Genomic DNA, 19,215 nt, shown 5'->3' on the forward strand with positions numbered 1-19,215 from the left:
GCGGCCGTTGTAGCCGGGCGCCAGAGGACTAGGATCGGTATCCATAAGCATAACGATTCGGTCGCGCCATGAACTACATCCTCTTCGCGGTGCCGTTCTTCTTCCTGCTGATCGCGCTGGAGCTGCTGGCCGACCGCTGGCGCGGCACCTCCACCTATCGCCTGAGCGACGCCCTGAACAGCCTCAGCGCCGGGGTGCTGTCCACCACCAGCGGCCTGCTGACCAAGGGCATCGGCCTGGTCACCTACGTGTTCGCCTGGCAGCACCTGGCGCTCTTCGAGCTGTCCGCGCAAAGCGCCTGGGTCTGGGTGTTCGCCTTCGTCTTCTACGACTTCTGCTACTACTGGAACCACCGCCTGGGCCACGAGCGCAGCATCCTCTGGGCGGCCCACGCGGTGCACCACCAGAGCGAGGAGTACAACCTCAGCACGGCGCTGCGGCAGACCAGCACGGGCTTCCTCTTCGGCTGGATCTTCTACCTGCCGATGGCCGTGGCCGGGGTGCCGCCGCTGGTGTTCGTCAGCGTGGCGGCGCTGAACCTGCTCTACCAGTTCTGGGTGCACACCCGGCACATTCCCAAGCTCGGCTGGTTCGAATGGTTCTTCGTCAGCCCGTCGAACCACCGGGTGCACCATGCGCAGAACCCTGTCTACATGGACCGTAACTATGGTGGCGTGTTCATCCTCTGGGACCGCCTGTTCAGCACCTTCCAGGAAGAGCTGGACGAGGAACCGGTGGTGTTCGGCGTGACCGTGCCGCTGGCCAGCTGGAACCCGCTGTGGGCCAACCTGCAGGTCTACGCCGCGCTGTGGAACGACGCGCGGCGGGCGGGCAGTTGGTGGGACAAGCTGCGCATCTGGTTCATGCGCACCGGCTGGCGCCCGGCCGACGTGGCGGCGCGCTACCCGCTGCAGAAGACCGACCTGGCCACCTTCCGCAAGTTCGAGGTGCCGCTGTCCCGCGGCCGGCAGTGGTACGCCACCGTGCAGTTCGCCGGCTACGTGATCGGCGGCACTTTGCTGCTGGGGCTGGGGGAGGGCTGGCCGCTGCCGGCGCTGCTGCTGGGCTGGGCGTGGATGGCCTGCGGCCTGTTCGTCATCGGCGCCTGGCTGGAGAACCGCGCCTGGGCGCTGCGGCTGGAAGGGCTGCGCCTATTGCTGAACCTGCCCTGGGTGGCAATCACCGCCGCAGCGGCCGGCCTGGCGCTGCCGGGATGGGCGTTGGCGCTGCTGGGCGCCCATGCCGCCCTCAGCCTGCTTGCGTTGTGGGGCCTGCGCCACGAGGGGCGGCAGGCGCAGCCGGCCTGATCAGTTGCCGTTGCGGCTGTTCTTGATGCGCCGGTGCAGCCACAGCAGCAGGCCGATGGCGAGCAGGCCGCCGAGGACCATGAGTTCGTACTTCTTGATGTTGCCCAGCACGCCTTCGAGCACGCTGCCGAAGTAGTACGCCGCCGAGCCGAGCGCGCTGGCCCAGACGATGGCGCCCAGGCCGTTGAGCAGCAGGTAGCGGCCCGGCGGGTAGCCGGACAGGCCGATGGCCACCGGCATCACGGTGCGCAGGCCGTAGACGAAGCGGAAGCTCAGCACCCACAGGTCCGGGCGCCGCCGCACGTGCTCCAGGGCGCGGTCGCCGAGCTTCTGCCAGCGCGGCTTGCGCGCCAGCAGCTTGCGCCCGTGGCGGCGGCCGAGGAAGTACCAGAGCTGGTCGCCCGCGTAGCTGCCGAGGAAGGCCACGGCGATCACGTATTCGAGCTGCATGTAGCCGCGGAAGGCAAGGAAGCCGGCCAGCACCAGAATGGTCTCGCCCTCGAAGAAGGTGCCGAGGAACAGGGCCACATAGCCGAAATCCTGCAGGAATTGTTGGAGCATTATCGAGGCAACGCAGCAAAATGAACGCGCAGCCTAACGCGGTTGTCGTCCGGGGGGAAGGCACCTGCTGGCGGCTTGCTGGCCTTTGCATGGCCCGGACCGCCTACTTTGGTCGTATGCTGCGGTTTCGGCTCCCTGCGACCGGTTGCCGCGACCCCGGGTCACTGTTACCCCTTGTTACCAATCGGTCATAATCCCCGACTATAACTGTCACACTGTGCCTGTCGTCAGGGCCCTGGAGTACGCCGTGAGCTTCATTTCCGCCGAACGCGCCTTCCCCTTCACCCGCCTGCGCCGCAACCGCCGCGACGAGTTCTCCCGTCGCCTGGTGCGCGAGAACGTGCTGAGCGTCGACGACCTCATCCTTCCGGTGTTCGTCCTCGACGGCAAGAACCAGCGCGAGGCCATCGCCTCGATGCCGGGCGTCGAGCGCCTGTCCATCGACCTGCTGCTGGAGGAAGCCGAGCAACTGGTGGAGCTGGGCATCCCGGCGCTGGCGCTGTTCCCGGTCACGCCGCTGGAGAAGAAGTCCCTCGATGGCGCCGAGGCCTACAACCCCGAGGGCATCGCCCAGCGCGCCACCCGCGCCCTGCGCGAGCGCTTCCCGGAGCTGGGCATCATCACCGACGTGGCCCTGGACCCGTTCACCATCCATGGCCAGGACGGCATCCTCGACGAGAACGGCTACGTGATGAACGACGAGTCGGTGGACGTACTGGTCAAGCAGGCGCTGTCCCACGCCGAGGCCGGCGCCCAGGTGGTGGCTCCCTCGGACATGATGGACGGCCGCATCGGCGCCATCCGCGAGGCGCTGGAATCCACCGGGCACATCAACACCCGGATCATGGCCTACTCGGCCAAGTACGCCAGCGCCTACTACGGCCCGTTCCGCGACGCGGTCGGCTCCGCCGCCAACCTCGGCAAGGGCAGCAAGGCCACCTACCAGATGGACCCGGGCAACAGCGACGAGGCGCTGCACGAGATCGCCGCCGACCTCGCCGAAGGCGCCGACATGATCATGGTCAAGCCGGGCATGCCCTACCTGGACATCGTCCGCCGGGCCAAGGACGAATTCCGCGCGCCGACCTTCGTCTACCAGGTCAGCGGCGAATACGCGATGCACATGGCGGCCATCGAGAATGGCTGGCTCAGCGAGGCGGTGATTCTCGAATCGCTGCTGGCCTTCAAGCGCGCCGGCGCCGATGGCATCCTGACCTACTTCGCCAAACGTGCGGCAGAACAACTGAAAAGGGGGCGCTGACGCCCCCGCGACGAGACTTGCGATGAATACCGAAGGCCAGAACGCTACCGACCTGATCGAAACCGAAGTGACTGTCAGCGAGACCCTGGAGACCGTCGAGGTCCCCGTGGTCGCCGAACCCCCCGTGGAGGCGCCCGCCGCCCCGGCGGTGGCGGTGAACGTCGACGACAGCGCCCTCTACATTCATCGCGAGCTGTCGCAGCTGCAGTTCAACATCCGCGTGCTGGAGCAGGCGCTGGACGAGTCCTACCCGCTGCTCGAACGCCTGAAGTTCCTGCTGATCTTCTCCAGCAACCTCGACGAGTTCTTCGAGATCCGCGTCGCCGGCCTGAAGAAGCAGATCACCTTCGCCCGCGAGCAGGCCGGCGCCGACGGCCTGCTGCCGCACCAGGCCCTGGCGCGGATCAGCGAGCAGGTGCACGAGCAGGTCGGCCGCCAGTACGCCATCCTCAACGACATCCTGCTGCCGGAGCTGGCCAAGCACGGCGTGCGCTTCATCCGCCGGCGCTACTGGACGCCGAAGATCAAGGCTTGGGTGCGGCGCTTCTTCCGCGACGAGATCGCCCCGATCATCACCCCCATCGGCCTCGACCCGACCCACCCGTTCCCGCTGCTGGTGAACAAGAGCCTGAACTTCGTGGTCGAGCTGGAGGGGATGGACGCCTTCGGCCGCGACTCCGGCCTTGCGATCATCCCGGCGCCGCGCTCGCTGCCGCGGATCATCCGCCTGCCCGAGGACGTGGCCGGGGAGGGCGACAACTACGTGTTCCTCTCCTCGATGATCCACGCCCACGCCGACGACCTGTTCTCCGGCATGAAGGTCAAGGGCTGCTACCAGTTCCGCCTGACGCGTAACGCCGACCTCTCGGTGGACGCCGAAGACGTCGAGGACCTGGCCCGCGCGCTGCGCGGCGAGCTGTTCTCGCGGCGCTACGGCGACGCCGTGCGCCTGGAGGTGGTGGACACCTGCCCGGCGCACCTGTCCAACTACCTGCTCAAGCAGTTCGGCCTGGCCGAGAGCGAGCTGTACAAGGTCAGCGGCCCGGTCAACCTGACCCGCCTGTTCAGCGTCACCGGCCTGGCCAGCCATCCGGAGCTGCAGTACCCGCCGTTCACCCCGACCATTCCGAAGCTGCTGCAGAAGAAGGAGAACATGTTCGGCGTGCTGGCCAAGCTGGACGTGCTGCTGATGCACCCCTTCGAATCCTTCACCCCGGTGGTTGACCTGCTGCGCCAGGCCGCCAAGGACCCGAACGTGCTGGCCATCAAGCAGACCCTGTACCGCTCCGGGGCCAACTCGGAAATCGTCGACGCCCTGGTGGAGGCGGCGCGCAACGGCAAGGAGGTCACCGCGGTGATCGAGCTGCGCGCGCGCTTCGACGAGGAATCCAACCTGCAGCTGGCCAGCCGCCTGCAGCAGGCCGGCGCGGTGGTGATCTACGGCGTGGTCGGCTTCAAGACCCACGCCAAGATGATGCTCATCCTCCGCCGCGAGGATGGCGAGCTGCGCCGCTACGCGCACCTGGGCACCGGCAACTACCACGCCGGCAACGCCCGCCTGTACACCGACTACAGCCTGCTCACCGCCGACGTGGCGCTGTGCGAGGACCTGCACAAGCTGTTCAACCAGCTGATCGGCATGGGCAAGACGCTGCGCATGAAGAAGCTGCTGCACGCGCCCTTCACGCTGAAGAAGAACCTGCTGGAGATGATCAACCGCGAGGCGGCCCAGGCCGCCGAAGGCAAGCCGGCGCACATCATGGCCAAGGTCAACTCGCTGACCGACCCGAAGGTCATCCGCGCGCTGTACAAGGCCAGCCAGGCGGGGGTGAAGATCGACCTGGTGGTGCGCGGCATGTGCTGCCTGCGCCCGGGCGTGCCGGGGGTGTCGCACAACATCCAGGTGCGCTCGATCATCGGCCGCTTCCTCGAACACAGCCGCATCTACTACTTCCTCAACGGCGGCGACGAGAAGCTCTACCTCTCCAGCGCCGACTGGATGGAGCGCAACCTCGACATGCGCGTGGAGACCTGCTTCCCGGTGGAAGGCAAGAAGCTGGTGCAGCGGGTGAAGAAGGAGCTGGAACTGTACCTGGCCGACAACACCCAGGCCTGGGTGCTGCAGGCCGACGGCAGCTACCAGCGCCTGAACCCCACCGGCAACCAGAACCCGCGCAACGCCCAGGCCATGCTGCTGGAGCGCCTGTGCACGCCGGTGATCAACGGACGCTGAGCCGCCCTGGTCCCGAAAGCCCCGCCGCGCAAGCGCCGGGGCTTTTTCATGGGCTCATCGCTCCTACAGGGGAATGGCGTGGGTGGGGCAGCGTAGGAGCGGATCTCATCCGCGAACCGCGCCGGAGGTTGCGGCTATCGCGGAGAAGCTCCGCTCCTACGGTCCAGGTTGGCACGGCTTCTTGTAGGAGCGGGCCCTGCCCGCGATTCGCGCGCTGGGCGCGCTCCTACACGGGAATGGCGTGGATGGGGCAGCGTAGGAGCGGATCTCATCCGCGAACCGCGCCGGGGGTTGCGGCTATCGCGGAGAAGCTCCGCTCCTACGGTCGAGGTTGGTGCGGCTTCTTGTAGCGGGCCCTGCCCGCGATTCGCGCGCAGGGCGCGCTCCTACAGGGGAATGGCGTGGGTGGGGCCGCGTAGGAGCGGATCTCATCCGCGAATCGCGCCGGGGGTTCCGGCTATCGCGGAGAAGCTCCGCTCCTACGGTCGAGGTTGGCACAGCTTCTTGTAGGAGCGGGCCCTGCCCGCGATTCGCGCGCAGGGCGCGCTCCTACAGGGGAATGGTGGGACCGTGGCTGTCGTAGGATGGGTTGAGCGAAGCGATACCCATCACCAAGCACCGCATGGGTTTCGCAGGCTCAACCCATCCTACGAAGAGCGCCTCGGCGCAGTTGGCTCCCTCAGCTCACGCTCAGCTGGTACCCCACGCGCTGCAGCCAGCCGGCTTCCTGCTCGAAGTCGGCCAGGGTCAGCGGGTTGGCTTCCAGCCAGCCCTTGGGGAAGCGCACTTCCAGGCTCTTCGAACCCACCTTGAGGGTGACGTCCGGCATTTCCTGGGTGCCGCGGATGTGGTGGAAGAGGATGGCGAAGCGCAGCACGATGCACAGGCGGATCAGCTTGTCGCCCTCGTCGCCCAGCTCGGCGAACTTGTCCGCCGGGATGTTGCGGCGGTGGCCGCGCACCAGCAGCGCCAGCACCTGCTGGTCCTCGCGGGAGAAGCCGGCCAGGTCCGAGTGCTCGATCAGGTAGGCGCCGTGCTTGTGGTAGTGGTAGTGGGCGATGTCCAGGCCCAGCTCGTGAGTGCGCGCGGCCCAGCCGAGCAGTTCGCGGTGCCAGTCGTCCTGCAGGCTCCAGGGCTCGGCCACCTGCTCCAGCGCCTGGAGGGCCTTGGCCTCGACGCGGGCGGCCTGGTCGAGGTCGACGTGGTAGCGCTCGATCAGCGCGCTGATGGTGCGCTCGCGCACGTCTTCATGGTGATGACGGCCGAGCAGGTCGTAGAGCACGCCTTCGCGCAGGGCGCCTTCGGAGTGCTGCATCTGCTTGAGTTCCAGCGCGTCGAACAGCGCTTCGACGATGGCCAGGCCGGCCGGGAAGATCGGCCGGCGGTCCGGCTTGATGCCGTCCAGGTCGAGCTTGTCCACGTCGCCCAGCTTGAGCACCTTGCGCTTGAGCCAGGCCAGGCCGTCGGGGTTGATCTCGCCGTTGCCGTGGCCGCCGGCCTGGATCGCCAGGCCCACCGCGCGGATGGTGCCGGAAGCGCCGAGGGCCTCGTCCCAACCCAGGCGGCGCAGGCTGTTCTCGATGCCCATCAGCTCCAGGCGCGCCGAGGTGTAGGCCTGGGCGTAGCGGGCCGGGGTGATCTTGCCGTCCTTGAAGTAGCGCTGGGTGTAGCTGACGCAGCCCATCTGCAGGCTCTCGCGCAGCTGCGACTCGAAGCGCTGGCCGATGATGAACTCGGTGCTGCCGCCGCCGATGTCGGCCACCAGGCGGCGCCCGGTGGTGTCCGGCAGGGTGTGCGAGACGCCCAGGTAGATCAGGCGCGCTTCCTCGCGGCCGGAGATGACTTCCACCGGGTGGCCGAGGATTTCCTCGGCGCGGCGGGTGAATTCGTTGCGGTTGCGCGCCTCGCGCAGGGCGTTGGTGCCGACCACCCGCACCGAGCCCGGCGGCATGCCGTTGATCAGCTGGGCGAAGCGCCGCAGGCAGTCCAGGCCGCGCTGCATGGCCTCTTCGTTGAGCAGGCGGTCCTCGCCGATGCCGGCGGCCAGCTGGACCTTCTCGCCGAGCCGCTCGAGGATGCGGATCTCGCCATGATCGGCCTTGGCCAAGACCATGTGGAAGCTGTTGGAACCCAGGTCCAGGGCGGCGATCAGCGGGAAGGTCTTGGCGGGGGTATGGGGCATGGTGCGAAGGTCCGTTTGTTAACCCCGCCATCCTGCCACGATAGCCCTCCGGTGCCAACGAACGCCGGGCCTTCGATCGGTTTCGCCGGGGCCGGCGATAGCGACACTCAATCGCCTGCGCCTTTCGGAAGGCGGCCAAGGCGGGCTATGATGGGCCCACTTTTTTTCGCATCCGATTCCCACGGAGAGATTTCATGAGCGAACATATCGTCAGCGTTACCGATGCCAGCTTCGAGCAGGACGTGCTGAAGGCCGATGGTCCTGTGCTGGTGGACTACTGGGCCGAGTGGTGCGGTCCGTGCAAGATGATCGCGCCGGTACTGGACGAGATCGCCAAGGACTATCAGGGCAAGCTGAAAGTCTGCAAGCTGAACATCGACGAGAACCAGGAAACCCCGCCGAAGTACGGCGTGCGCGGTATCCCGACGCTGATGCTGTTCAAGGGCGGCAACGTCGAGGCCACCAAGGTCGGCGCCCTGTCCAAGTCGCAACTGGCGGCCTTCCTCGACAGCAACATCTGAATCGAGACAGCCCCCGGAAAAGCCCCGCGCGACGCGGGGCTTTTTTCATTCCGTCCCCTAGACGCCCCTTGGCGCGGGTGTTACATTCGGGCCTGCAACGTTGTTTTACGTTGTCCCCTGCAAGCCGTCGCCGACGCACTTCCTATTCGAATTTCCAAGCGATCCTGTCGTCACTCTGCGGCACGGCATTAACGAGCTCACATGCTTGTTTCCCCTTTCCTCATATCTATCTAACACCTCCTTCTTATGAATCTGACCGAACTCAAGCAAAAGCCGATTACCGAATTGCTGGAAATGTCCGATGCCATGGGCCTGGAAAACATGGCCCGTTCGCGCAAGCAGGACATCATCTTCGCGCTGCTGAAGAAGCACGCGAAGAGCGGCGAGGAAATCTCCGGTGACGGCGTGCTGGAGATTCTCCAGGACGGCTTCGGCTTCCTGCGCTCCGCCGACTCCTCGTACCTGGCCGGCCCGGACGACATCTACGTCTCGCCCAGCCAGATCCGCCGCTTCAACCTGCGCACCGGGGACACCATCGTCGGCAAGATTCGCCCGCCGAAGGAAGGTGAGCGCTACTTCGCCCTGCTCAAGGTCGACTCGATCAACTTCGATCGTCCGGAGAACGCGAAGAACAAGATCCTGTTCGAGAACCTGACCCCGCTGTTCCCGACCAAGCGCCTGACCATGGAAGCCGGCAACGGCTCCACCGAGGACCTCACCGGCCGGGTGATCGACCTCTGCTCGCCGATCGGCAAGGGCCAGCGCGGCCTGATCGTCGCACCGCCGAAAGCCGGCAAGACCATCATGCTGCAGAACATCGCGGCCAACATCGCCCGCAACAATCCCGAGTGCCACCTGATCGTCCTGCTGATCGACGAGCGCCCGGAAGAAGTGACCGAGATGCAGCGCACCGTGCGCGGCGAAGTGGTCGCCTCCACCTTCGACGAACCGCCGACCCGCCACGTGCAGGTCGCCGAGATGGTGATCGAGAAGGCCAAGCGCCTGGTCGAGCACAAGAAGGACGTGATCATCCTGCTCGACTCCATCACCCGCCTGGCGCGTGCCTACAATACCGTGATCCCCAGCTCCGGCAAGGTGCTCACCGGTGGTGTCGACGCCCACGCCCTGGAGAAGCCCAAGCGCTTCTTCGGCGCCGCGCGCAACATCGAGGAAGGCGGTTCGCTGACCATCCTCGCCACCGCGCTGATCGAGACCGGCTCGAAGATGGACGAGGTGATCTATGAGGAATTCAAGGGTACCGGCAACTCGGAACTCATCCTCGACCGCCGCATCTCCGAGAAGCGCGTGTTCCCGGCGATCAACATCAACCGCTCGGGCACCCGCCGCGAAGAGCTGCTGACCGGCGAGGAAGAGCTGCAGCGCATGTGGATCCTGCGCAAGATCCTGCACCCGATGGACGAGATCGCCGCCGTCGAGTTCCTGCTGGACAAGCTCAAGCAGACCAAGACCAACGACGAGTTCTTCGACTCGATGAAGCGCAGCAAGTAAGCGCCGCTGGTTGATCGCTGCAAGCCACGAGGCCGGGGAAACCCGGCCTTCGTGTTTCTGCGAAGTGGTGTTAAAGGCTAAACTGTCGCATCTTCGCCTACGCCATCGAGACTTCCATGCAGTATCGCGACCTGCGCGAGTTCATCGCCGCCCTGGAGCCGCGCGGCCAGCTCAAGCGCATCCAGGTGCCGGTGTCCCCGGTGCTGGAAATGACCGAGGTGTGCGACCGCACCCTGCGGGCCAAGGGCCCGGCCCTGCTGTTCGAGAAACCCACCGGCTTCGACGTGCCCGTGCTCGGCAACCTGTTCGGCACCCCCGAGCGCGTGGCCCTGGGCATGGGCGCCGAAGACGTCTCCGAACTGCGCGAGATCGGCAAGCTGCTGGCCTTCCTCAAGGAGCCGGAGCCGCCCAAGGGCCTGAAGGACGCCTGGAGCAAGCTGCCGATCTTCAGGAAGGTCATCAGCATGGCGCCCAAGGTGCTCAAGGACGCGCCCTGCCAGGAAGTCATCGAAGAGGGCGAGGCGGTCGACCTGGGCAGGCTGCCGGTGCAGACCTGCTGGCCCGGCGACGTCGCGCCGCTGATCACCTGGGGCCTGACCGTCACCCGCGGGCCGAACAAGGAGCGGCAGAACCTGGGCATCTACCGCCAGCAGGTGATCGGCCGCAACAAGGTCATCATGCGCTGGCTCAGCCACCGCGGCGGCGCCCTGGACTACCGCGAGTGGTGCCAGAAGCACCCGGACCAGCCCTACCCGGTGGCGGTGGCCCTGGGCGCGGACCCGGCGACCATCCTCGGCGCCGTGACGCCGGTGCCCGACACCCTCTCCGAATACGCCTTCGCCGGGCTGCTGCGCGGCCACCGCACCGAACTGGTGAAGTGCATCGGCAGCGACCTGCAGGTGCCGGCCAGCGCCGAGATCGTCCTGGAAGGGGTGATCCACCCCGGCGAGATGGCCGACGAAGGCCCCTACGGCGACCACACCGGCTACTACAACGAGGTGGACCGCTTCCCGGTGTTCACCGTCGAGCGCATCACCCGCCGCCAGAAGCCGATCTACCACAGCACCTACACCGGCCGCCCGCCGGACGAGCCGGCGATCCTCGGGGTGGCGCTGAACGAAGTCTTCGTGCCCATCCTGCAGAAGCAGTTCCCCGAGATCACCGACTTCTACCTGCCGCCCGAGGGCTGCTCGTACCGCATGGCGGTGGTGACCATGAAGAAGCAGTACCCCGGCCACGCCAAGCGCGTCATGCTGGGCGTGTGGTCGTTCCTGCGACAGTTCATGTACACCAAGTTCGTCATAGTCACGGACGATGACATCAACGCGCGGGACTGGAACGACGTGATCTGGGCGATAACCACGCGCATGGACCCCAAGCGCGACACGGTGATGATCGACAACACGCCGATCGACTACCTCGACTTCGCCTCGCCGATCTCCGGCCTGGGCTCGAAGATGGGCCTGGACGCCACCCACAAGTGGCCCGGCGAGACCAGCCGCGAATGGGGCCGCGCCATCGTCAAGGACGAGGCGGTGAGCCGTCGCGTCGATGAGCTGTGGGCCAGTCTGGGGATAGATTGAGCTGGAAGCTGGAAGCTGGAAGCGGTTTTTACTTCCAGCTTCCAGCTTCCAGCTTCCAGCTTCCAGCTCTCCAAGCTATAGAAAAAAGAGATCGATCATTTGAGAGTGACCTTGCAACCCTCCGGCGCCCAGCTTGAACTGCGCCCCGGCGAACGCATTCTCGACGGCGCGCGGCGCCTGGGCTACGACTGCCCGCAGAGCTGCCGCAACGGCAACTGCCACGTCTGCGCCGCGCTGCTGGTGGAAGGCAGCGTGCGCCAGGACGGCGAGGTGCGCGACCATGGCGAACTCTTCACCTGCCTGGCCGAGCCCCTGGAAGACTGCGTGCTGCACTGGGACGGCGTGCTCGCCCCGGGCGAGCTGCCGCTGCGCAAGCTGGCCTGCCAATTGACGCTGTGCGAAGCGGTGGGCGGCGACGTCTGGCGCGTGCGCCTGCGCGCCCCGGCCGGCAAGCCGCCGCGCTACCACGCCGGGCAATACCTGCTGATCGAGCGCGAGGACGGCAACGACTCGGCCTTCTCCCTGGCCTCGGCGCCCCACGAGGGGCGCGACCTGGAGCTGCACATCCTGGCGCGGGAGAACAGCGCCATCGAACTGCTCGGGCAACTGCAGCGCGAACGTATCGCCCGCGTGCAGCTGCCCTTCGGCGACGCCCACCTGGCCGAGCTGCCCGAGGGCCCGCTGGTGCTGATCGCCGCCGGCACCGGCATGGCGCAGATGCACAGCCTGATCGAGCACTGCCGCGCCCAGGGCTTCGCCCACCCGGTGCACCTGTACTGGGGCGTGCGCCGGCCCGAGGACTTCTACGCGCTGCCGCACTGGGACGAATGGAAGGGCCTGGCCAACCTGCACCTGCACAAGGTGGTCAGCGACCTGTGCGGCTGGCAGGGCCGCTGCGGCCTGCTGCACGAGGCGGTGTGCGAGGACTTCCCCGACCTGGGCAGCCTGACCGTTTACGCCAGCGGCTCGCCGGCGATGGTCTACGCCACCCTCGACGCCCTGGTGGCCGCCGGCATGGACGCCCACCAGATGCGCGCCGACGTCTTCGCCTACGCGCCACGGGATTAAGACACACCCCTGTAGGAGCGGGCCCTGCCCGCGATTCGCGCGCAGGGCGCGCTCCTACAGGGGGCACGGTGCTGGGGCAACCCGTAGGATCTCATCCGCGAATCGCGCCGGAGATTACGGCTATCGCGGAGAAGCTCCGCTCCTACAAAAACACCTCGGCGCGGCCTTCAGGGAAATACCGTCGTAGGATGGCGTTGAGCGAAGCGATACCCATCGCCACGGCAACATGGGTTTCGCAGGCTCAACCCATCCTACGAAGAGCGCCCCGGCGCAGTCGGCAAGACGGTTGCTCCGGTATCGTTTCGCTCAACCCAACCTACGGCAACGCCGAAGGAAACTCCGCGGCAAGGGTTTGCGCCAGCCAATCGCCGAACCACTCGATATCGGCGCTGCTCGGCCCCGGCGGGATCAGCAGTTGGTAGCTCTCCAGGCGCACCTGGTTAGGCAGCGGCCGCACCAGCGCGCCGGATTCCAGCTCCTTGCGCACCAGCACGTCGTTGGCCAGGGCGATGCCGGCGCCGGCCTCGGCCATGGACAGCGCGTGGTCGTTGCTGACGTAGAGCACGTCGGGGCTGACGCGGATGTCCAACTGGTTGGCGGCGAACCAGGCGTTCCACCATTCGCCGTCGTGGACGTGGATCAGATCGTGGCGCACCAGCTCCTCGGCGCTGTCCAGCGGACCATGGGCGGCGAGGTAGGCCGGCGAGCACACCGGGAATACCTGCGGGTGCAGCAGCGTGGCCTGGCTCTGCGGGTACTGGCCGGGCATGCCGTAGGCGATGCCCAGGTCGGCGCTGTTGCCGTCCACCTCGGTGAAGGTCGGGTTCGGTTCGATCGCTACCTTCAGCCCCGGGCGCTGCTGGCGCAGGGTTTCCAGATGCGGCATCAACCAGCGCTTGGCGAAGGCCGGCACCACCAGGATCTTCAGCCAGCGCGCCGAGCCGCCGGGCACCAGTTCGCGGCTGGCCTCGGCGATCTGCTGCAGCGCTGTGGATATCTTCGCGTAGTAGCGCTGCCCGGCCGGCGTCAGGCTGACCCCGCGCGGCGTGCGTTCCAGCAGCTGCACGCCCAGCCAGTCCTCCAGCAGGCGCACGTGGCGGCCGATGGCCGGCTGGGTGACGTGCAGCGCCCTGGAGGCGGCGACGTAGCTGCCCAGGCGCGCGGCCGCTTCGAAGGCGCGCACGGCGTTGAGCGGCGGCAAGCGGGGGAGTGACATGAGGGTGAGCCTCGTGCGTTGTTAAATTATTTAATATCGAATGTAAGAAAATTGAGCTTTTTGCTCAACCGCAATCTGGCCACACTCGACCCCAGCAGCCTCACCACAAAACCAGCCGGTCACCGGCACACGCTGCAGCGCTTTCCCCATTCCTGCCACAACAAATACAAGCCTCCGCGCGCACCGCGCCAGCGGGGGAGGGAACCGGAGGTACATCCATGAGTGCCCTGCACAGCCTGCAGACGGCCGCCGTCTCCATCCGTTCGGTGCGCAAGGTCTACGGCGACCCCGACAGCGGCCCGGTAGCGCTGAAGAGCGTCGACCTGGACATCCGCGACAACGAATTCTTCACCCTGCTGGGCCCCTCCGGCTGCGGCAAGACCACCCTGCTGCGGATGATCGCCGGCTTCGAGTTCCCCACCGCTGGGGAAATCCTCCTCTACGGCGAGAACATCGCCGACCGCGCGCCCTACGATCGCCCGGTCAACACCGTGTTCCAGCACTACGCGCTGTTCCCGCACATGACTATCGCGCAGAACCTGGCCTTCGGCCTGGAGTCGCACCCCATGGGCCAGCGCCTGGGCAAGGTGGCCGTCGCCGAGCGGGTGCGCGAGATGCTCGCCCTGGTGCAGATGGAGCGCTTCGCCGAGCGCCGCCCGACGCAGCTCTCCGGCGGCCAGCAGCAACGCGTGGCCCTGGCCCGCGCGTTGGCCCCGCACCCCAAGGTGCTGCTGCTCGACGAGCCGCTCTCGGCCCTGGACCTGAAGCTGCGCCAGGCCATGCGCGAAGAACTCAAGACGATCCAGGCCAAGACCGGGATCACCTTCATCTTCGTCACCCATGACCAGGAAGAAGCCCTGACCATGTCCGACCGCATCGCCGTGCTGGCCAATGGCGAGGTGCAGCAGGTCGGCCGGCCGACGGACATCTACGAACAGCCGCGCAACCGCTTCGTCGCCGACTTCATCGGCGAGACCAACTTCCTCCCGGCGCAGGTCGCCGAGCTGGCCGGCGAGCAGGCGCTGTTCCGCATCCCCGGCGGCCAGACGCTGCGCGCGGCGGGCCGCGAAGGCCTGCGCGAAGGTGCCGAGGTGACCCTGTCGATCCGCCCCGAGCGCCTGCGCCTGGTCGGCGCCGACACCCCGGATGCCACGCCCTGCACCCTGGCCGAACAGGTCTACCTGGGCACCGACCTGCAGTACCAGGTGCAGCTCGCCGACGGCACCCGCCTGCGCGTGCGCACGCCCAACAGCGCCGGGCAGAGCCAGCGCTTCGCCGCCGGCGAGCGCCTGGGCCTGCAGTTCGACCGCGACAGCGCCAGCGTGCTGCTGGACTGAGCCGAGGAACCCGCCATGACCACTCTCACCGTACGCCCCGGCAACGCCCTGGAGCGGCGCCGGGCCCTGGCCGGCCTGCTCGGCGTGTCGCCGGCGCTGCTGGCGATCGGCCTGTTCCTGGTGGTGCCGATCCTCATCGTCGCCGCCTACTCGCTGATGCAGGCCAACCCCTATGGCGGCGTCAATCACGTGTTCAGCAGCGACGCCTACGTCTCGCTGCTGTTCGAGCGCCAGCTGGACGACAGCCTGGCCTTCGCCGACTCCTACCTGGTCATCGCCCTGCGCTCGCTGGGCATCGCCGCCGCCACCACCGTCATCACCCTGCTGGTGGGCTTCCCGGTGGCGGTCTGGCTGGCCATGCAGCCGGCGCGGCGCCGCGGCCTGCTGATCTTCCTGATCACCGTGCCGTTCTGGGCCAACCTGCTGATCCGCACCTATGCCTGGATCCTGCTGCTGCGCGGCACCGGGGCGATCAACAACGGCCTCATGGGCCTGGGCCTGATCCACCAGCCGCTGCCGCTGCTGTACAACGACGGCGCGGTGCTGCTGGGCCTGGTCTACACCTACGCGCCCTTCGTGGTGCTGCCGATCTACTCGACCCTGGAGAAGATGGACATGCGTCTGCTGGAAGCCGCCCAGGACCTCTACGCCGGGCGCCTGCGCACCCTGCGCAAGGTGGTGCTGCCGATCGCCCGGCCGGGCATCCTGGCCGGCGCCATCCTCACCTTCGTGCCTTGCCTGGGCGCGATGATCGCCCCGGAACTGCTCGGCGGCGGCACCAAGATGATGCTCGGCAACCTGATCTTCCGGCAGTTCGCCGATGCCCGTAACTGGCCCTTCGGCGCCGCCCTGTCGCTGGTGCTGATGGCGGCGGTGATGCTCGCCCTGACCTTCTACGCGATGCGCGCCGAGCGCCTGCGCGTCGCCCGGGGAGGTGTGTGATGCTGAGTCTGTTGCGCAAGCGCCGTCTCGGCGTGCAGGACTTCCCCGGCTTCGGCGGCTTCAGCCTGCTGTTCTACCTCTACCTGTACGCGCCCATCGTGGTGCTGGTGGTCTACTCGTTCAACGCCAACCAGTCCGCCACCGTGTGGACCGGCTTCAGCCTCGACTGGTACCGCGCCGCCTTCGCCAACCAGGCGCTGCGCAGCGCCGCCGGCAACAGCCTGCTGATCGCCGTGTGCGCCAGCATGATCGCCACCGCCATCGCCACCCTGGCCGCGCTGGGCACCTCGCGCGGGGCCAGGTTCAAGGGCATGCGCCTGTCCATGGGCGCCATCATGCTGCCGCTGGTGCTGCCGGAGATCGTCGTCGGCGTGGCCACCCTGGCGCTGTTCTCCAGCCTCGGCATCTCCCTGGGCTACGGCAACCTGATCATCGCCCACACGGTGTTCTGCATCCCCTTCGCCTACCTGCCGATCCGCGCCCGCCTGGAGGACATGGACCTGTCCCTGGAGCAGGCCGCCGCCGACCTCTACGCCGGGCCCTGGCGGACCTTCCGCAAGGTCACCCTGCCGCTGCTGATGCCGGGGATCTTCTCCGGGCTGATGCTGGCCTTCATCGTCTCGCTGGATAACTTCGTGATCTCGATGATGGTCTCCCAGGCCGGCACCACCACCTTGCCGATCTTCATCTTCGGCCTGCTGCGGATGGGCGTCACGCCCGACGTCAACGCGGTGTCGACGCTGATCCTCGGGGTTTCCGTGTTCTTCGTCAGCCTTTCCTTCCTGCTCGGCAAAGCCAAAGCCTGAGCGCCACGCCACAACCGGGAGTCAACATGAGCAAGTCGATCGCAGTCATCGCCGCCACCCTGTCGCTGAGCCTGGCCGGCGCGGCCCACGCCGCCGGACAGGTCAACGTCATCAGCTGGAGCGGCTACTTCTCGCCGCAGATCCTGGAGAAGTTCGAGAAACAGACCGGCATCAAGGTCACGGTGGATTCCTACGACTCCAACGAGACGCTGCTGGCCAAGCTCAAGCAGGGCGGCAGCGGTTACGACGTGGCCATCCCCTCGCACCAGTTCGTGCCCATCCTGGTCCACGAGAACCTGCTGGAGCGCTTCGACCCGATCAAGCAGCCGTACTACGCGAACATCGAGGACAACCTGCGCAAGCCCACCTGGGACCCGGAAGGCGGCTACTCGGTGCCCTTCATCTGGGGCACCACCAGCGTGGTCTACGACACCGCCGCCTACAAGGGCCCGGCCGACAGCTACTCGCTGCTGTTCCAGCCGCCGCAGGAGCTGCAGGGCAAGATCAACATGCTCGACTCGGTCAACGAGGTGATGGACACCGCCAGCCTGTACCTGGGCGTGCCGCTGTGCAGCGAGGACCCGAAACAGGTGCAGCAGGTGCTGAACCTGCTCAAGGCGCAGAAGCCCTTCGTCAAGACGTACAGCTCCAAGGCCGGTTCGGTGCGCGAGAACCTCGCTTCCGGCGAGACCTCCATGTCGCTGTTCTGGGGCGGTTCGTCGCTGCGCGCGCGGGAGATGAAGCCGAGCCTGAAGTACCTCTACCCCAAGGAAGGCGTGATGGCCTGGGTGGACAACCTGGTGATCCCCAAGGGCAGCAAGAATCCTGACGCCGCCCGCCAGTTCATCGCCTTCATGAGCCAGCCGGAGAACTCGGCGATCACCCAGAACTTCCTCAAGCACCAGAGCCCGATCAAGGGCACCGACGCCTTCCTCGACCCGAGCCTGAAGGATGCGCCGGAGCTGCACATCCCCGAGGGCACCAAGGTGGTCTTCAGCAAGACCTGCGGCGAGGGCGCCATCCGCCTGGCCGACCGCCTGTGGACCAACCTGATGCGCTGACCGAAGGCGCTGGGCCCCCGCGTTCGCGGGGGTGACGGGGTGGGGCAGGGCGCCGCAAGGCGCCGTGGCTTCGCTCACCCCGTCAAAAGTCGCATCTGTACAAATATCGTTCCGTCATTCCCGCGAACGCGGGAACCCAGAGAAAGGCCGCGTCACATGAGCCAGAACCCGAATATCAGCCCCCTCGTCCAGCTTCAGGCCCATGAACTGGCGCAGCTCATCCGCCTGCGCCAGGTCTCCTGCCGCGAGGTGATGGGCGACTACCTGGCGCACATCGAGCGCTTCAACCCGGCGGTCAACGCCCTGGTCAGCCTGCAACCGGCCGAGGCGCTGCTGGCCCAGGCCGACCAGCGCGACGCCGAGCTGGCCCGCGGCGAATACCGCGGCTGGATGCACGGCCTGCCCCACGCCATCAAGGACCTGTCGCTGACCAAGGGCATCCGCACCACCCTGGGTTCGCCGCTGTACCGCGACTACCTGCCCGAGCGCGACGGCATCATGGTCGAGCGCATCCGCGCCGCCGGCGCCATCCTCATCGGCAAGAGCAACACCCCGGAATTCGGCCTCGGCTCGCAGAGCTACAACCCGCTGTTCGGCGCCACCGGCTGCGCCTACGACCCCAGCCGCACCGCCGGCGGCAGCAGCGGCGGCGCCGCGGCGGCCCTGGCCCTGCAACTGGTGCCGGTGGCCGACGGCAGCGACATGATGGGCTCGCTGCGCAACCCGGCGGCCTTCAACAACATCGTCGGCTTCCGCCCGTCCCAGGGCCGCGTGCCCTTCGACGACGCCGCCGACCTGTTCTTCGACCAGCTCGGCTACGAAGGCCCCATGGGCCGCAGCGTGCGCGACGTGGCCCTGCTGCTGTCGGTGCAGGCCGGCGCCGATGCCCGCGCACCGCTGTCCATCGCCGAATCCGGCAAGGCCTTCGCCGGCCCGCTGGAGCGCGACTTCAAGGGCGCGCGCCTGGGCTGGCTGGGCGACCTCGGCGGCCACCTGGCCATGGAGCGCGGCGTGCTGGAGCTGTGCCAGCGCGCGTTCGCCGACTTCCAGGCCATCGGCTGCGAGGTCGAAGCCTGCGAACTGGGTTTTTCCGCCGAACGCCTGTGGGACTGCTGGCGCACCCTGCGCCACTGGTTCGTCGCCGGTTCCCTGGGCGCGGCCTACGCCGACCCGGCCAAGCGCGAACTGCTCAAGCCGGAAGCGCACTGGGAAGTGGAAAACGGCCTGCGCCTGTCGGCCATGGACGTGTACCGGGCCACGGTGGCGCGCAGCGACTGGTACCGCGCCATCCAGCGCCTGTTCGAACGCTACGACTACCTGCTGCTGCCCAGCGCCCAGGTGTTCCCCTTCGACAAGAACCTGCACTGGCCGAAGGAAGTCGCCGGCCGCGCCATGGACACCTACCACCGCTGGATGGAAGTGGTGATCCCCGCCACCCTGTCCGGCTGCCCTGTCGCCAACGTGCCGGTAGGCTTCAATGAACAGGGCCTGCCCATGGGCCTGCAGATCATCGGCCGGCACCAGGCCGACCTGGCCGTGCTGCAACTGGCCCATGCCTACGAGCAGGCCACCCAATGGTACCGGCGCTGCCCGCCGCCGCTGCTGGCGCAGTGAGGCGCGCCGCAGAA

Annotated in this window: 15 protein-coding genes; 12 read left to right on the forward strand and 3 right to left on the reverse strand. The window is 67.2% G+C overall.

Annotated features, from left to right (window positions below):
* Positions 1–68 precede the first annotated feature (68 nt).
* Positions 69–1,307 (forward strand): sterol desaturase family protein, encoded by a 1,239-nt coding sequence (locus RN02_RS20730; RefSeq protein ID WP_043316385.1) that lies wholly within the window; start codon positions 69–71, stop codon positions 1,305–1,307.
* Here the strand turns inward: RN02_RS20730 and RN02_RS20735 are convergent, their stop codons facing one another.
* Positions 1,308–1,871, reverse strand: a complete 564-nt coding sequence (locus tag RN02_RS20735) for a DedA family protein (protein ID WP_099049022.1) — start codon at positions 1,869–1,871, stop codon at positions 1,308–1,310.
* 244 nt (positions 1,872–2,115) lie between these two features.
* Between RN02_RS20735 and hemB the strand changes: the two genes are divergently transcribed.
* Both hemB and ppk1 read left to right on the forward strand, forming a co-directional pair.
* On the forward strand, positions 2,116–3,129 hold the full coding sequence (hemB, locus tag RN02_RS20740; RefSeq protein ID WP_043269641.1) for a porphobilinogen synthase: 1,014 nt from the start codon (positions 2,116–2,118) through the stop codon (positions 3,127–3,129).
* A 22-nt stretch (positions 3,130–3,151) separates the two neighbouring features.
* A complete protein-coding gene (gene ppk1 / locus RN02_RS20745; protein WP_009615067.1) occupies positions 3,152–5,362 on the forward strand; it encodes a polyphosphate kinase 1 in 2,211 nt (736 codons plus the stop codon).
* Between the two features lie 679 nt (positions 5,363–6,041).
* Here ppk1 and ppx read toward each other — a convergent pair.
* Positions 6,042–7,544 carry an exopolyphosphatase gene (gene ppx / locus RN02_RS20750; RefSeq protein ID WP_043316387.1) on the reverse strand — a complete coding sequence of 501 codons (1,503 nt, stop codon included), beginning with the start codon at positions 7,542–7,544 and terminating at the stop codon, positions 6,042–6,044.
* A gap of 194 nt (positions 7,545–7,738) precedes the next feature.
* Here ppx and trxA point away from each other — a divergent pair, with 194 nt between their 5' ends.
* The 4 genes from trxA (at position 7,739) to RN02_RS20770 (ending at position 12,225) form a co-directional block, all read left to right on the forward strand.
* Positions 7,739–8,065: a thioredoxin TrxA gene (gene trxA / locus RN02_RS20755; RefSeq protein WP_009615069.1), complete on the forward strand. Its 327-nt coding sequence runs from the start codon at positions 7,739–7,741 to the stop codon at positions 8,063–8,065.
* Between the two features lie 246 nt (positions 8,066–8,311).
* Positions 8,312–9,574 (forward strand): transcription termination factor Rho, encoded by a 1,263-nt coding sequence (gene rho / locus RN02_RS20760; RefSeq protein WP_009615070.1) that lies wholly within the window; start codon positions 8,312–8,314, stop codon positions 9,572–9,574.
* Between the two features lie 116 nt (positions 9,575–9,690).
* Positions 9,691–11,157, forward strand: coding sequence for a 4-hydroxy-3-polyprenylbenzoate decarboxylase (gene ubiD / locus RN02_RS20765; protein ID WP_043316389.1), 1,467 nt, complete (start codon positions 9,691–9,693; stop codon positions 11,155–11,157).
* A 99-nt stretch (positions 11,158–11,256) separates the two neighbouring features.
* On the forward strand, positions 11,257–12,225 hold the full coding sequence (locus RN02_RS20770) for a CDP-6-deoxy-delta-3,4-glucoseen reductase (RefSeq protein WP_043316391.1): 969 nt from the start codon (positions 11,257–11,259) through the stop codon (positions 12,223–12,225).
* A 316-nt stretch (positions 12,226–12,541) separates the two neighbouring features.
* On the opposite strand, the gene RN02_RS20775 is transcribed toward RN02_RS20770, so the two are convergent.
* Positions 12,542–13,441 (reverse strand): LysR substrate-binding domain-containing protein, encoded by a 900-nt coding sequence (locus RN02_RS20775; RefSeq protein ID WP_043316393.1) that lies wholly within the window; start codon positions 13,439–13,441, stop codon positions 12,542–12,544.
* Between the two features lie 218 nt (positions 13,442–13,659).
* Between RN02_RS20775 and RN02_RS20780 the strand changes: the two genes are divergently transcribed.
* The 5 genes from RN02_RS20780 (at position 13,660) to RN02_RS20800 (ending at position 19,201) form a co-directional block, all read left to right on the forward strand.
* Positions 13,660–14,778 carry an ABC transporter ATP-binding protein gene (locus RN02_RS20780; RefSeq protein WP_043316396.1) on the forward strand — a complete coding sequence of 373 codons (1,119 nt, stop codon included), beginning with the start codon at positions 13,660–13,662 and terminating at the stop codon, positions 14,776–14,778.
* Positions 14,779–14,793: 15 nt separating this feature from the next.
* Positions 14,794–15,720, forward strand: coding sequence for an ABC transporter permease (locus RN02_RS20785; RefSeq protein ID WP_043316398.1), 927 nt, complete (start codon positions 14,794–14,796; stop codon positions 15,718–15,720).
* Complete coding sequence (locus tag RN02_RS20790; protein WP_043316401.1) at positions 15,720–16,526, forward strand: ABC transporter permease; 807 nt, start codon at positions 15,720–15,722, stop codon at positions 16,524–16,526. Before RN02_RS20785 ends, RN02_RS20790 begins: the two co-directional genes overlap by 1 nt.
* Before the next feature lie 26 nt (positions 16,527–16,552).
* Positions 16,553–17,587 (forward strand): ABC transporter substrate-binding protein, encoded by a 1,035-nt coding sequence (locus tag RN02_RS20795; RefSeq protein ID WP_043316403.1) that lies wholly within the window; start codon positions 16,553–16,555, stop codon positions 17,585–17,587.
* A gap of 156 nt (positions 17,588–17,743) precedes the next feature.
* Positions 17,744–19,201: an amidase gene (locus RN02_RS20800; protein WP_043316405.1), complete on the forward strand. Its 1,458-nt coding sequence runs from the start codon at positions 17,744–17,746 to the stop codon at positions 19,199–19,201.
* The last annotated feature ends 14 nt before the right edge of the window (positions 19,202–19,215 follow it).

This window comes from Pseudomonas sp. PI1 (assembly GCF_000812405.1).
GTDB classification, from domain to species: domain Bacteria; phylum Pseudomonadota; class Gammaproteobacteria; order Pseudomonadales; family Pseudomonadaceae; genus Pseudomonas; species Pseudomonas citronellolis.